This window comes from Paenibacillus sp. alder61 (assembly GCF_020179875.1).
Taxonomy (GTDB): Bacteria; Bacillota; Bacilli; order Paenibacillales; family Paenibacillaceae; genus Fontibacillus; species Fontibacillus faecis.
Genome location: NZ_JAIUDG010000005.1, coordinates 100723 through 114827, shown reverse-complemented (window position 1 = coordinate 114827; position 14105 = coordinate 100723). Strand labels below are relative to the sequence as shown.

General features: G+C 57.1%; 14 protein-coding genes and 1 riboswitch. Of the genes, 4 read left to right on the top strand and 10 right to left on the bottom strand.

Annotation, left to right across the window (positions count from 1 at the left end):
- Window position 1: 1 nt before the first annotated feature.
- From purS to purE, 5 genes are all read right to left on the bottom strand, one after another.
- Window positions 2–247: a phosphoribosylformylglycinamidine synthase subunit PurS gene (gene purS, locus LBW89_RS06815; RefSeq protein WP_225038810.1), complete on the bottom strand. Its 246-nt coding sequence runs from the start codon at window positions 245–247 to the stop codon at window positions 2–4.
- A 60-nt stretch (window positions 248–307) separates the two neighbouring features.
- The gene (locus tag LBW89_RS06810) at window positions 308–1207 is read right to left on the bottom strand and encodes a phosphoribosylaminoimidazolesuccinocarboxamide synthase (RefSeq protein ID WP_148456256.1); all 900 of its coding nucleotides are present in this window, start codon (window positions 1205–1207) and stop codon (window positions 308–310) included.
- An 838-nt stretch (window positions 1208–2045) separates the two neighbouring features.
- Window positions 2046–3344 carry an adenylosuccinate lyase gene (purB, locus tag LBW89_RS06805; protein ID WP_148456253.1) on the bottom strand — a complete coding sequence of 433 codons (1299 nt, stop codon included), beginning with the start codon at window positions 3342–3344 and terminating at the stop codon, window positions 2046–2048.
- On the bottom strand, window positions 3341–4462 hold the full coding sequence (gene purK / locus LBW89_RS06800) for a 5-(carboxyamino)imidazole ribonucleotide synthase (RefSeq protein WP_373317745.1): 1122 nt from the start codon (window positions 4460–4462) through the stop codon (window positions 3341–3343). Before purK ends, purB begins: the two co-directional genes overlap by 4 nt.
- Before the next feature lie 188 nt (window positions 4463–4650).
- Complete coding sequence (purE, locus tag LBW89_RS06795) at window positions 4651–5136, bottom strand: 5-(carboxyamino)imidazole ribonucleotide mutase (RefSeq protein WP_148456247.1); 486 nt, start codon at window positions 5134–5136, stop codon at window positions 4651–4653.
- A 194-nt stretch (window positions 5137–5330) separates the two neighbouring features.
- A riboswitch (purine riboswitch) is annotated at window positions 5331–5432 on the bottom strand.
- A gap of 208 nt (window positions 5433–5640) precedes the next feature.
- Here purE and LBW89_RS06790 point away from each other — a divergent pair.
- Both LBW89_RS06790 and LBW89_RS06785 read left to right on the top strand, forming a co-directional pair.
- Window positions 5641–6357, top strand: coding sequence for an ABC transporter ATP-binding protein (locus LBW89_RS06790; RefSeq protein ID WP_148456244.1), 717 nt, complete (start codon window positions 5641–5643; stop codon window positions 6355–6357).
- A 5-nt stretch (window positions 6358–6362) separates the two neighbouring features.
- Window positions 6363–7973: a hypothetical protein gene (locus LBW89_RS06785; RefSeq protein WP_148456242.1), complete on the top strand. Its 1611-nt coding sequence runs from the start codon at window positions 6363–6365 to the stop codon at window positions 7971–7973.
- A 139-nt stretch (window positions 7974–8112) separates the two neighbouring features.
- On the opposite strand, the gene LBW89_RS06780 is transcribed toward LBW89_RS06785, so the two are convergent.
- The 4 genes from LBW89_RS06780 to LBW89_RS06765 all read right to left on the bottom strand — a co-directional run bounded on the left by LBW89_RS06780 (window position 8113) and on the right by LBW89_RS06765 (window position 11343).
- The gene (locus tag LBW89_RS06780; protein WP_148456239.1) at window positions 8113–8547 is read right to left on the bottom strand and encodes a universal stress protein; all 435 of its coding nucleotides are present in this window, start codon (window positions 8545–8547) and stop codon (window positions 8113–8115) included.
- Between the two features lie 88 nt (window positions 8548–8635).
- A complete protein-coding gene (locus LBW89_RS06775; RefSeq protein ID WP_148456236.1) occupies window positions 8636–8899 on the bottom strand; it encodes a DUF1294 domain-containing protein in 264 nt (87 codons plus the stop codon).
- Window positions 8900–9022: 123 nt separating this feature from the next.
- On the bottom strand, window positions 9023–9160 hold the full coding sequence (locus LBW89_RS06770) for a hypothetical protein (protein WP_170287157.1): 138 nt from the start codon (window positions 9158–9160) through the stop codon (window positions 9023–9025).
- Between the two features lie 47 nt (window positions 9161–9207).
- Window positions 9208–11343, bottom strand: coding sequence for a DNA topoisomerase III (locus LBW89_RS06765; RefSeq protein WP_148456233.1), 2136 nt, complete (start codon window positions 11341–11343; stop codon window positions 9208–9210).
- 218 nt (window positions 11344–11561) lie between these two features.
- Between LBW89_RS06765 and LBW89_RS06760 the strand changes: the two genes are divergently transcribed.
- A complete protein-coding gene (locus LBW89_RS06760) occupies window positions 11562–12563 on the top strand; it encodes a ketoacyl-ACP synthase III (RefSeq protein WP_225038809.1) in 1002 nt (333 codons plus the stop codon).
- Here the strand turns inward: LBW89_RS06760 and LBW89_RS06755 are convergent, their stop codons facing one another.
- Complete coding sequence (locus tag LBW89_RS06755; RefSeq protein WP_148456227.1) at window positions 12564–13160, bottom strand: hypothetical protein; 597 nt, start codon at window positions 13158–13160, stop codon at window positions 12564–12566.
- A 196-nt stretch (window positions 13161–13356) separates the two neighbouring features.
- Between LBW89_RS06755 and LBW89_RS06750 the strand changes: the two genes are divergently transcribed.
- Window positions 13357–13569 carry a hypothetical protein gene (locus LBW89_RS06750; protein ID WP_148456223.1) on the top strand — a complete coding sequence of 71 codons (213 nt, stop codon included), beginning with the start codon at window positions 13357–13359 and terminating at the stop codon, window positions 13567–13569.
- Window positions 13570–14105: the final 536 nt, after the last annotated feature.

The following is a 14105-nucleotide window of genomic DNA, read 5'->3' as shown; positions in this document are numbered from 1 at the left end:
ATTAGCCCTCCAGTTCAAAGCGGTAATCTTCTACCACCGTATTGGCCAAAAGCTTCTCGCACATCGCCTTGACCCGGGCTTCCACCTCGAAGCGGTCATCGGTGTCGAGCTCCAGCTCCATATACTTCCCGATCCGTACGCTGCTAACTTCCCTGAAGCCCATCGAATGCAGCGCCCCTTGCACGGCAACCCCCTGCGGATCAAGTACGCTTTCCTTGATGGTGACATAGACTGTCGCTTTAATCATATCCCTGTGTTCCTCCTAGTCATGGATTATGCGGCACGCCGCGAATTTGTATAAAAAAGATTATTGCAGCTCCTGTCCGGTCAACCGGTGAAAAATATCGCGGTACCTCCGGGTCGTTTCCTCCACGACCTGCTGCGGGAGCGGCTCGGGCTGGCTGTTCTTGTCCCAGTCGGAGCCGGCCAGATAGGTCCGTACCGGTTCTTTATCCATGCTGTCGATTTCGATGTCGAGCGCGTAGTTTTCCTTCGCCCAGAAGCGGGAGGCGTCGGGCGTGAACATCTCGTCAATGACGATCAGTTTGCCGTCCACCAGGCCGAATTCCAGTTTGCAGTCCGCCAAAATAATGCCGCGTTCCTCGCAATAATCGCGGGCAAACCCGTAAAGCTCCAGCGTCCGGCTGCGAAGCTGCTCCGCCAAATCGGCACCGACCATACCGGCCATCGTCTCAAACGAGATGTCCTCGTCATGGCCGACATCATTCTTGGCCGCCGGCGTAAAAATCGGCTGCTCCAGCTTGGCGTTCTTGCGCAGCCCCGCCGGCAGCTGAATGCCGTTGATCGCGCCCCCGCTTTCGTACTGCCTCCAGCCGCCGCCGGTGACATAACCCCGGACCACGCATTCGATATCGATCCGCTGAGCCTTGCGCGTCACCATAATCCGGTTGCGCAGCGCTTCCCGATGCGCCTCGGGGACGACCTCGCCAAGCCGGTCCACATCGGTGTGGATCACATGGTTCGGAATCAACTCCTTCGTCCGTTCGAACCAGAAAGCGCTCAGCCGGTTCAGGACATTCCCCTTGTCCGGCACCGCCGGCTCCAAAACATAGTCGAATGCGGAAATCCGATCCGTCACGACGATCAGGTAATGCTCCCCCAGGTCATAAAGCTCCCGGACCTTGCCTTTATAGAGCAGCGGAGCGTTTACCAGCCCCGCCGCCGTGGAAATTGCCGGTGTCGACATCCTGCGGCCTCCCTCTCCTCAACTGCTTTACTTTACACTCTTCATTCCATGTCCCCACCTGGTGGACATTTCAGATAATTTGTCTTTCCAAATGTGGACAAACCGACTATAGTTCGTCCCACCGTTCAAAATCCATATATGGTACTCCAATCCCAAACCACCATCGATATCTGGTTAAGAGATCCACTCGCTGCTCAATCCAACAAGCGGTTTGCGTGTCCACCTTTGAAAAGACACTTTAGCCCGAAAAATCCACCTCACAAGGACACCGCCAGTTACCTCGGAATCCCCGGCATCGCATTTCTTAATTTGCGCCTTTTGTATTTGCTACTATCCAACCGTGCTTCTACTGCTCGCTCCTGGTGCTTGCGTACTCTGCTGCTTACGTACCCCTGCCTGCGTACTCTGCTGCTTACGTACCCCTGCCTGCTTGCGTACTCTGCTGCTTGCGTACCCCTGCCTGCTTGCTTACTCCTGCTGCTTGCGTACTCTTACCTGCTTAAGTGCTCCTAAGTGGCTTCCCCCAACACTGTCCTTCTACTGTCCTTATAGGGTAGACATTCTGCCAATTTGTCTTTCAAATAGTGGACAACCAACTTTTGCTCATATCCCCTCGGCGTCTCGTCCCAAAAACTACATCTTCTATTCGGAATACTTGCTCTGGGCTATATCTAGTTCGGTAAGTCGCCCTGTTTCCCGGCAGGACAAGTGTTCTGTTTGTCCTCATTTGCAAAGACATTTCAGCCCCAAAAGTCCACCTGGTGAGGACGGATGCATTGTCTGCAATGTCTGCAATGTCTGCAATGTCTGCATTGGCTGTACTGTCTACTTTGTCTAATTAATCGATTAAGCCCAGCTTGCGGAAGATCGTGTCCACGTGCTTCAGATGCCAGGACGGATTGAACGCGTCGTCGATGTCCTCGCGGCTTAGCACTGAAGTGATTTCCGGTGTCTCCTCGATGATTTCGCGGAACTGGCGCTGTGTTTCCCAAGCCTGCATGGCGCGCGGTTGAACGGTATCGTACGCCTGCTCGCGGCTGAAGCCTTTGTCGATCAGCTTCGTCATGACGCGGCCGGAGAACGGAACGCCGAACGTGCGGCCCATATTGCGCTTCATGTTTTCCGGGAACACCGTCAGGTTTTTTACGATATTGCCGAAGCGGTTCAGCATATAATTCAGCAGCATGGTCGCATCCGGCAGGATCACACGCTCTACGGACGAATGCGAGATATCGCGCTCATGCCAGAGGGTGACGTTCTCGTAGGCTGAGATCATATGGCCGCGAATGACGCGCGACAGGCCGGAAATGTTCTCGCAGCCGATCGGGTTGCGTTTGTGCGGCATCGCGGACGAGCCCTTTTGACCCTTCGCGAAAGCTTCCTCCACCTCGCGGAATTCGCTCTTTTGCAGGGCGCGGATCTCCGTCGCGAACTTGTCGAGCGAGGTGGCGATCAGGGCCAGCGTGGCCATGTACTCGGCGTGGCGGTCGCGCTGCAGAGTTTGGGTCGAGATCGGCGCCGGGCTCGTGCCGAGCTTGCGGCAAACGAACTCCTCGACAAACGGGTCGATATTGGCGTAGGTGCCGACCGCGCCCGAGATTTTGCCGAACTGGACATTGTCCGCCGCCCGGCGGAACCGCTCCAGATTCCGCTTCATTTCCTCATGCCAGAGCGCCATCTTCAGACCGAAGGTGGTCGGCTCCGCATGTACGCCATGCGTCCGGCCCATCATCGGCGTGTCTTTGTAAGCCAGCGCTTTTTCGCGGAGAATCTCGATAAAGTTGACGATGTCTTTTTCCAAAATCTCATTCGCCTGCTTCAGCAGGTAGCCCAGCGCCGTGTCGACGACATCGGTCGAGGTCAGCCCGTAGTGAACCCATTTGCGTTCCGGCCCCAGGCTTTCCGAGACGGCCCGGGTAAAAGCGATTACGTCATGGCGCGTTTCCTGCTCGATCTCGTAGATCCGGTCGATGTCGAAGGAGGCGTTTTTCCGCAGCAACGCGACATCTTCTTTCGGAATAACTCCGAGTTCCGCCCAGGCTTCGCACGCGCAAATTTCAACCTCCAGCCAAGCTTTGAACTTGTTCTCCTCGGTCCAGATGGCCCGCATTTCCGGTCTGCTGTAACGTTCGATCATGAGTTTTGATTCCTCCAAATATTGGTTTGCTGTATAAAATCAAGTCCGTCCTGGACATCCCCGCAAAGCAGATTCACATGCCCCATTTTGCGTTTGGGAGCCGAGCCGTTCTTTCCATATAAGTGTACTTTCGGGATGACCCGAAATCCAGCCGGATCTGCACCGCCTTCCGCTTCCGCGCCCCAGCGTCCGGTAACCACCGCTTCTTTGACGGCGTCCAGATGCTCGCCCAGGACGTTGACCATAACGACCGGGGTCCGAAGGGCCGGATCCCCGAGCGGCAGATTGCATACGGCCCGAACGTGCTGCTCGAATTGCGAGGTGGCGCAGGCCTCCATCGTATAATGCCCCGAATTATGAGGACGCGGGGCGAGTTCGTTGACGAACAGTTCCCCGTTCTCCGTCAAAAACATTTCGACCGCCAGCAAGCCGACGGCTTCCATCGATTCGGCAATCCGGGCGGCCAGGCGCTCGGCCTCCCGCAGCACCGTTTCCTGGACGCGGGCCGGGACGATGGACAGGTGCAAAATATTGTCCACATGAATGTTCTCCGCCACGGGAAACGTGCTGATTTCCCCGTGCGGGCTGCGGGCAGCGATGACCGACAGTTCCTTGACGAACGGGATGAACTGCTCCAGGACAAGTTCCGTGCCCGCGCGGCTCAGCTCGGCATATGCCGGACCGATCTCCTCGTCGGACCGGATGACCCATTGGCCTTTACCGTCGTAACCGCCGGTGGCCGTCTTCAAGACCGCCGGCAAGCCCAGGCGCCGGACGGCCTCCCGCAGCTCCTCTTCGCTGCCGATCTCCGCATAAGGCGCCACCCTGGCACCGGCGGCCTCCACCGCGCGCTTCTCGCGCAGGCGATGCTGCGTAGTATACAGCAGCCGGCTGCCCTGCGGCACGTACGACTGCTGCTCGAGCAGCGCCGCCACCTCGGCGTCCACGTTCTCGAATTCGTACGTGATGACATCGGCGCGCTTCGCCAGCTCGCGCGCGGCCTCCTTGTCCCCGTAGCCGGCGACGATCTGCTCCGCGACCTGGCCGCACGGCGATTCAGGCGTCGGATCGAGCGCGATGAAGCGGTAGCCCAGATTGCTGCCGGCGAGCGCCATCATGCGGCCGAGTTGGCCTCCGCCCAGTACGCCGATCGTCGCGCCCGGCCGCACCTGACGCTCCCGCCGCTCCGCGGATACCGCCTTGCCGGAAGCCGCTTCAGCCTCGCGGGCCTTCGCCGTGCTCCCCGCCTTGCCGTCCCCCGTCTTTGTACCGGAGGACTCCAGTGAACCCAGTAACTCCCGGCGGATCATAGCGAATCACTGCTTTCCAGCACTTCGCTTGTGATTCGGTCGCGGCGGGCCTGCACCCGCTGCTGGACCGCCGGGTCGAACGCGCCGAGGATCTGCGCCGCGAGGAGCCCCGCGTTGACCGCCCCGGCCCGGCCGATCGCTACCGTCGCGACGGGGATGCCTCCCGGCATCTGCACGATGGACAGCAGCGAATCCAGCCCGTTCAGCGTCTTCGTCTGTACCGGTACGCCGATCACGGGCAGCGCGGTCTTGGCCGCGACCATCCCCGGCAGATGCGCCGCTCCGCCGGCGCCGGCGATGATGACGCGAATGCCGCGCCCCGCCGCCTCCTCGGCAAACCGGAACATCAAATCCGGCGTCCGATGCGCCGATACGACCTTTTTCTCATATCCGATCTCCAGCTCGTCCAGCACCTCGCACGCATGCCGCATCGTCTCCCAATCCGAGGTACTTCCCATGATGACAGCTACCTGTACCGACATTGTTCAACCTACTTTCCGTTTATTTTAGAGTTAAAAAAAGCCCGACCTTCAAGCGAGAAAAGGTTCTCCACCGGGAAGATCGGACCATGACGGGAATGTTGGCGCAGCCCTTGATCCGCGGAAAAACCCGGACGAAAAGACGACAAATGTCCGGTTTCCCCCTAGCTTCTCGGTAAAATGAAGCCGGGGATCACGGCTGACGCTGAATTCCTCGTAGTCCGGAAATTTACGGTTCCCGGGTAGAAACTGCCGGACCTTATTCCCGGCTTTATACGAGATTGATATATTTATTTTAATATTTAAGAAAAGAAGCTGCTTTAAGTTTACCAATCCCCTACGCCGAATGTCAACTTAAACCCGAACATTCATATGTGTAGTTTTTGGAATGTTCGTTTTTGAACAATACCTTCGACCTCCCTCTCTTTTTTTCGCGCGACCTTTCATCGTTTTATACGTATTCGTAATAGACTAAATAAGGAAAATCAAAAATGGAGGAAATCGCACATGCACTTGATTTTAGAAGATATCCTGAAGGACTACGGCGGGAAAAAGGTGCTGCGTGGTGCTGGATACAACTTCGAGCAAGGGAAGATTTACGGTCTGCTGGGCCGCAACGGAGCCGGCAAAACCACCCTATTCAACTGCCTGAGCGGAGAAACGAAAGCCGATGGCGGCAAAGCTTATCTTAAAGAGGCCGACGGAACGGTTCGGGAGCTGCGGGAGGAGGACGTCGGCTATATCTACTCGCTGCCGATTCTGCCCGAGTTTTTGACGGGATATGAATTCGTGAAGTTTTTTATGGACATCAATAGCGACAAGCTCCGGCCGGACCACGATATCGACGGGTATTTCGAGATGATGCGCATTGAACAGGAAGACCGGCATCGGTTAATCAAAAATTATTCCCACGGAATGAAAAATAAAATTCAGATGCTCCTGTTTATGATCACCCGGCCACCGGTCATTTTGCTGGATGAACCGCTGACCTCTTTCGATGTGATTGTGGCTCTGGAGATGAAAAATCTGCTGCGGGAGATGAAACGGGATCATATCCTGATTTTTTCCACGCATATCCTGCAGCTTGCATCCGATTTATGCGACGAGCTTGTGGTGCTCAATCAAGGACGCCTGTCGTCCGTTCCGTCCGAGCTGCTGCATAGTCCCGAGTTCGAACAAAGCGTAATTGATTTGCTGCAAGATGAGCCGGGAGAGGAGGGGTGAGCCTCTTGCTGAACACACTTCGTATGATCTTGAATTTGCGGGTATCCTCCTTTGCGAACATGCTCATCTATTATTTGCAAAGGCTGCCGTGGCTGGGGCGCCGCATTTCGGATCGCATCTACGGCAACCTGCGCATCAAGCGGATCGCGGCCGTCTTCGCCTTTTGTCTTAGCCTGCTCTGGGGATTCCTGGCGCATTCGCTGTACGTGGGGCTCGTGATTTTCTTTCCGGTCCGGGCGGCCGACGGGCATTTGAGTACACCGGAGCAATTGGCCTTATTTTGGCATATCTTCTTCCTATTGAGCTTCATCATCGCCGGTGTGGCCAATATCAAAATGCTGGAGCCCAAGCGGGACAAGTATATTGCGGTCAAGCTCATGAGGCTGTCCGCAACCCGATACATGCAGGCGACTCTCGGCTATCGCTACGCGGCCTTTCTGGTGTTCCTGCTGCCTGCTTTGCTGTTCTTTTCCGCCCGGCTGGGGGCTTCTCCACTGACGGGCGTCATCGTAGCCATAGCAACCACACTTTGGCGGCTCGTTTGCGAGCTGCTTCATCTTTGGATTTTCCGCCGGACCGGGACAATCCTGATCAAGCATAATCTGATCGTCTGGCTAGTGATCCTGGGCGGTTTGGCGGCGGCTTACGCGCCGCTGCAGCTGGAGTGGATTCCGGCGACCGGAACGCTCCTGATCAACGGGCCGGTCATGTTCTTGATCGCGGCGCTGGGCCTCACGGCGGGCATCCGGCTGTTCCGCTTCACGCGGTATGAGGATGCGGTCGAGGCGGCGACGAAACGGGATGATCCCCTGCTGGATCTCGGCAAGGTGATGGCTGATGCGCAGAAAAGCACCGTGCGGACCAAGGAGAGCGACTACACGGCGGAGACTCTCTCCAGCAAGGCCTTTGAGGGGAAAAAGGGATTCGCCTATTTGAACGCGATCTTTTTCGCCCGGCACCGCAGTTTGATCTATGAGCCTGTAAAAAAACGCCTAGCGGTTCTAGGCGGGCTCGGCGCGGCCGCCCTTCTCGCCGTCTTCGTGTTCCGCCAACAGGCGGCGTCTGTAGCGGCTGGGCTCGGTCATCTGCTGCCAATCCTTCTAATCGTCCAGTATTTCCTGTCCGTCGGCGAAAGAATCTGCAAGGCTTTGTTCTACCACTGCGATCTCAAACTGCTCCGCCACAGTTTCTACCGCCAGGCGGCGGCCGAGCATTTCCGGCTCAGGCTCGCCCGAATCCTCGGCCTGAACCTGCTGATCGCCGGAATTCTCGGGTTGATCCTGACGATCGTCGCGTCCGTTGCCGGAGACTTTAGCGTAAATCGGAGCAGTCTGATACTTATGTGGATATGCGTTCTTTCGCTGTCCGTCTTTTTCTCGGTGCATCATCTTTTCTCGTACTATATTTTTCAGCCGTACACCACGGAATTGAACGCCAAAAACCCGTTTTTTCTCATCTTCAACTGGGTCATTTCCATGGTCAGCGTGATCACGATCCAAATGCGGCCGGATCCGCTTTACTTTACTATAGCCGTGCTGGCGCTGAGTGTCCTTTATTTGGGATGTGCGTTCGCTCTTGTGCCCAAGTACGCTCCCCGGACATTCCGTGTGAAGTGAGCCTTGCTTGAAATGGCATCAGCCGACAAAACAGGCGTCCTCCTAGGCCGCATTTGCAAAAAAAGCCCTCCCGGGAAATGGACCGGCAATTTCCTGTCCTTTCCCGCGGAGCGGCTTCTTTTTTCTACAAAATATATAGTTATTTCACGACCAGTACCGGAATCCGGGCATGCTGCACGACATTGTGGCTGACGCTGCCGAGCACGAACTCGCGAATTCCGCCCAAGCCCCGGCTGCCAATAATAATGACATCATTGCCGTGTTTGTCCGCGTAATCCAGAATCGATTCGGCCGGAGCCCCTTGCACCATTTCCACCTTGGCGGCAACCCCGTCGGCTTCCAGCCGGCTCTTCACTTCCTCGACCGTCTTCTCGGCGAGCTCGTAGAAATCCTGGTTCACCTTGGCCGGAACGGGAGCGAAGCCCTCCGCGATATAAAAACGCGGAAAGTCAAAGGCGTGTACCACCTCGAGCGTCGCGCCGGGCGTCATCTTCATCAGCTCCACCGCTTTATCGAGCGCTTTGTTGGCCGCTTTGGAGCCGTCATAGGCCGCTAGTATTTTGGAAAATAACATAGGAAAGCACCTCACTTCTCTAGAGTATGTACTTCTCCAACCTGTCACACTTGCCAAAAACGAATGCCTCACTGCATAAAGAAGGCCCTCAAGTAAAAAAATACCCGTATAACGCGGCGTTTAAAACAAGGAGCGCAGGGATGCCCACCCTGAAGCTGACGTGCTTCGTCTTATGCCGCTTTAATTGCATGGCCAACAGTACGCCCGGCGCTCCGCCGATCGCGGCCAGCAGAAACAGCGTCTTCTCGGGAATCCGTTCCTTCCGCTGCCTGGCCCGCCGTTTGTCATCGGACATGACGATATAGGCCACGGCATTAATAAATATCAGCCAGACCAGCAAGCCCGTCCTCATTACCTTATCGCCTCCTCGTTCCCGTCGGGTTAGTTATGCGGATGCCTTCTGATTCCATTATAACGCCAACTTTTTAAATTAGGAAAATAAAATAAAGTGCTCCCCTTGCGGGGAGCGCTGCGTCTAAGACTCCTGCTTCGGAATCTCGTTGAGGTTCGGAGGATACTCGGCCTGCTTCTTGGGCTTCAGGGCGATATGCTCCTCCAGGATACTGGATTTATTCTGCCGGTTCTCGGTTTTCTCCGCTTTGTTATGCGGCATAAAATCACCTCCCGGGCTTAGGATTCCGGGCGGCCGCGGCTTTTATTCTATTCTCCCTTCTTCTCCAGCGCCGCTTTCAGGAGTTCCCCGAGATTGGAACCGAGCGATTCCTGCTTCGCATACTGCTTGACCAGCTTTTGCTGCTCCCGCTTGTTGACGTGCTTCGCATCCTTGTTCAGCGTCTCCGTAATGCCGCACGGGAGGCACTGCACGTACATGCCCGCCTTGCCTTCCTTTAGCTCCATCTTCTTATGGCACTGCGGGCAGCGCCGGTTCGACAAGCGCTTCTCTCCCGAACGCCGGTAGCCGCAGTCCTCGCTCGGGCAGACCAGCATCAAGCCGCGCTTGGATTTTTTCTCGAGGAGCCGCGTCCCGCAGTCCGGACAATGGCTGTTCGAAACATTGTGCGGCTTGTAGGTGGCCTCGCTGTTTTTTACGCCTTTGACGAGGGTCTGGGCCATCTCCCGGATTCCGTTCAGGAACGGTTCCGGCTTGCCCTGCCCTCGGGCGATCCGCTCGAGCTCCGCTTCCCATTTCGCCGTCAACTCCGGCGAGCGGAGGTCGGCGGGCGCGAGCTCGATGAGCTGCTTGCCTTTGCCCGTCGGATGCAGGCTGGGTCCCTGCCGTTCGATCGTGTCGGAGCTCACGAGCTTCTCGATGATATCCGCGCGCGTCGCCGGCGTGCCCAGGCCATGCTTCTCCATCTGCGTCAGCAGCGCGGCTTCGGTGTACCGCTTCGGCGGCTGCGTCCGGCCGGATTGCAGGCGGCACCGCTTGACGGTCAGCTTCTCGCCTTCCTTCAGCTCCGGCAGCGAGGCCGAACCGCCTTCTTCCTCGCGGTCCTCGTCGTCTTCGTCTTCGCCGTCCGCGACGGCCTGCCCGTCGTACACCGCTTTCCAGCCGCTGTCCTTGACCGTGACGCCTTTGGCGTGCAGCTTCTCCCCGTCCACGTCGATCACGACCGCGACGTTGTCGAACCGGGCCGGCGGATAGAACAAGCTGATAAACCGCCGCACGATGAGGTCGTACAGCTTGCGCTCCTCCGTGCTCAGCGTATTCAACAGCACCGTCTGCTCGGTAGGAATAATCGCATGGTGATCCGTCACCTTGCTGTCATCGACTACGCGTTTGCCCGGCTGAAGCGGCTTGCGAAGCAGCGGTCTGGCCAGCGACGCATAGGGTCCGACCGCTACGCTGGTGAGGCGCTCCTTAAGCGTCTCCACCATGTCGGAGGTCAAGTAACGCGAATCTGTGCGGGGATAAGTGACCAGCTTATGCTGCTCATAGAGCCGCTGAAGCACGTTGGAGGTCTGCTTCGCGGAGAAGCCCAGCAATCGGTTCGCATCCCGCTGCAGCTCCGTCAAATCGTAGGCCTGGGGATGCGGCACCTGCTTCTCGCTTTTGGTCAGCTTGACGATCGTTCCGCCCCGCCCCTCCAGCTTCCGCTGCAGTTGCTCGGCCCGACCCGGCTCAAAAATCCGCGAATCGCCGCCGTTTCCCCGCCATACGGCCTCAAAAGAGCCAAAATCCGCGCGGACTACTTGATACCCCTCCGACCGGAAGGACATAATTTCGCGTTCCCGCTGCATAATCATCCCCAGGGTCGGGGTCTGTACCCGTCCGGCCGACAAGGGCGAACCGAACTTGCAGGTCAGCGCCCGCGTGACGTTCAGACCGATCATCCAATCCGCCTCCGCCCGGCAGCGGGCCGATTGGTAAAGCCGGTCGAACTGCGAGCCCGGCTTCAATGAAGCAAAGCCTTCCTTGATCGCTTTGTCCGTTTGCGAAGAAATCCACAGCCGTTTAAACGGCTTGTTCCATTTCGCCATATCCATAATCCAGCGCGCCAGCAATTCGCCTTCCCTGGCCGCATCCGTCGCGACGATTAGCTCGCCGATGTCCTGGCGGCGCAAGAGCTGCTGCACCGCTTTATATTGATGGCTGCTCTCCCGCAGCACCTTGAGCTTCATTTTGCCGGGCAGAATCGGCAGGTCCTCCAAAGACCAGGTTCCGAATTTGCCGTCGTAATCCTCCGGCTCGGCCAGACCGACCAAATGGCCGAGCGCCCAGGTAACCACGTACTTGGGACCTTCGAAATGGCTCTTATGTTTTTCGCGGCTGCCCAGCACCCGCGCCAATTCCCGGCCAACAGACGGTTTTTCCGCCAGTACCAACGTTTTCATGACTGTTTGAGCACTCCCTTCTTTCCTTCATCCATTATAGCATCCCAATAAGCATCGCGCAGACTCGCCGGTGTTTTTTCGCCTAGATCATTTAAGGGTATGAGTGTATAAAAAAGGGGACTTGGAAAAAGGATACAAACCGGATATAATGTTTTTATCACCAGGTACTAATACCAGATAACAAAATTATCGAACATATGACTAAGGAGTGATTGTGAGTGAACCCGAAATCCGCAGCCCGCATCACCGCTTTGGGAACCTATGTACCCGAACGCCTGCTTTTGAACGATGATCTCGAAAAGCTCGTCGATACCAGCGACGCCTGGATTGTCCAGCGTACCGGGATCCAGGAGCGGCACATCGCCGCCGATGACGAATTCACCTCCCATTTATGCGTGCGGGCCGTTGAGAACCTCCGCGGTCCCGGCGGGGAAACCGTTGGCCTGGAGGACGTGGATTTGATCATCGCCTCCACCACAACCCCGGACTACTCGTTCCCCACCGTCTCCTGCCGCATCCAAAAGCACTTCGGAATAGAGGACGCCGGAGCCGTCGACTTGAACGCCACCTGCGCGGGCTTCACTTACGCCCTCCATATGGCGAACGGAATGATCACTTCGGGACTTCACCGCAAAATATTGGTCGTCGCCGGGGAAACGATGTCCAAAATTACGGACTACACCGACCGGAGCACCTGCATCCTGTTCGGGGACGGAGCCAGCGCCGCTTTGGTGGAGTATGCGCCGGATCAGCCGGGCTTCGAATCCGCGATTATGGGAACGCAGGGTAGCGGCGGTATCCACGTCTACCGCTCCGGCCTGTCGGCGGAGATGGACGGCGAGCCGCTGGCCGGCGAAGGCCGCATCGTTCAGAACGGCCGGGAAGTGTTCAAGTGGGCGGTCCGCACGGTCTCGGCCGGCATCGAGAAGCTGCTGGACCAAGCGCAGCTGACCGTGGACGATATCGACTGGTTCGTTCCCCACAGCGCCAATCTGCGGATGATCGAGTCCATCTGCGAAAAGTCCGGAATTCCCCTGGCCAAAACCCTCCAGAGCGTAACGGAGATGGGCAACACGTCTTCCGCGTCCATCCCCCTCGCGCTGCAAGCCGGCGTCCGGGCCGGGCAGTTGAATCCCGGCGACCGGGTGCTGCTCTATGGGTTCGGCAGCGGTCTGACCCATTGCGGGCTCCTGATCCGTTGGGGAGTAACCCCGAACTAGTTAAAACTCCCGGAACAACAGGCAGGTATATTCATATTTGCTGGAGGGATATTTGAAGACCAGCTTGATGCCTCCGCTCTGAATTTTTACCGCTTTTAGAGCGGGGGTTTTGACAAAACAACGAACCAAGCGGGAAGCGGCCCGTTGATGGCCTCTCCGGATCGCTCTGGCCAAGGCCGCACAATAAGAGGGACGACGGGCCATTTCCCGGTAGTACGGCAGAACGGCCCGGGCGATCCGCTGATGAATCCTCGGATTGAAGTGAAACTGAACCTGCCCCGGCGGAATGGTCACCCCGCACGAATAAGAGGACGACGACGGTCCGCTAAAGGAGATAAAATATCCGATCCCGTTGCTCCCCAACCCGTGGTGGGCCAGCCGCGGCGCCGCTACGCACAGCATTTTTTTCATCCCATCCAGGTCCGCGCCGACCACCGCCCGGCTCCAAGCCTCCGCAAAACGCGGATTGCAGGCGACCGTTTTGTACAAAGGAAGCATGCCCGCCGCCATCCTCTGCAGCAAATAGGCGGTGGGCGTCTGCCTTACCAGTCTTTTTCCGCGCCCTCCTCTCCTACCGCCAAGCCGATATCCAGACATGTCATATCCTCTCCTCAATGAAATTTTGAAAAGTCTTTTTAAAAAAATCGCGTCTCTTACTTCATCATATGCATAAGCCCGGGGGTACGGTTGGGCATTCCTTTCGGGTACCATGAGGCAACTGGACATTCAATAGGTTCGTTGATATGCTGGTGGCAAGAAACGAAGAGAATAGACAAGAGGAGATTATATACGCGTGCCAACGATCAGACGACTTTTGACCGAGCAGGATTTTCAGGAAGCGGTGGACCGTAAACTGTCCGTCCGTATTTTCCGCGATAACCATATGGTAGATAGCAGCACCTGCATCATCCGCTTTACCGACGACACCGTCATCACGCAAAAAGGCGTCAGCGAGCTGACATACCACCCCCGCAGCGACAGCCAATTTTTTGAGCTGAGAAAATAAGGCGGCCATTCCGGAAGACCCGCGGGCGAGGAACCGCTACGCCGGGTTGGAGACGGGTAGGGTCGGCGAGGACACGCTGGGGCAAGACGCGGGGCGGCCAGGACGAGCTGGGGCGGAGATGCGGGACGGTGAGGACGGACGCACCGTGCCCGAGTGAAGGCGAGCATGTGACGGCAGCCGGACACAGAGCGGGCGGAGACGCGGATCGGTGAGGATGAGCTGGAGCGGAGATGCGGGACGGTGAGGACGGACGCACCGTTGCCCGAGTGAAGGCGAGCATGTGACTGCAGCCAGACCATAGAGCGGGCGCGGCGAGGCGCGGGCAGTCAGTTGCTGCTCATGCCCCGCCTTTTTGAGGCAGCTTACGAAAATAGCGGCATTTTTGGGTGCTATTTTGTCGAATTTGGCACAAAAATGAGGAATAGCGGCATTTTGGGCCCTTATTTTTGGAAAATCGGGCCAAAACCTAGTTTCGGGGCCCGAAACAGGAAAATAAGGCCCTTTTTGACCGCTATTATTCCCCCGGAGCCAAAATG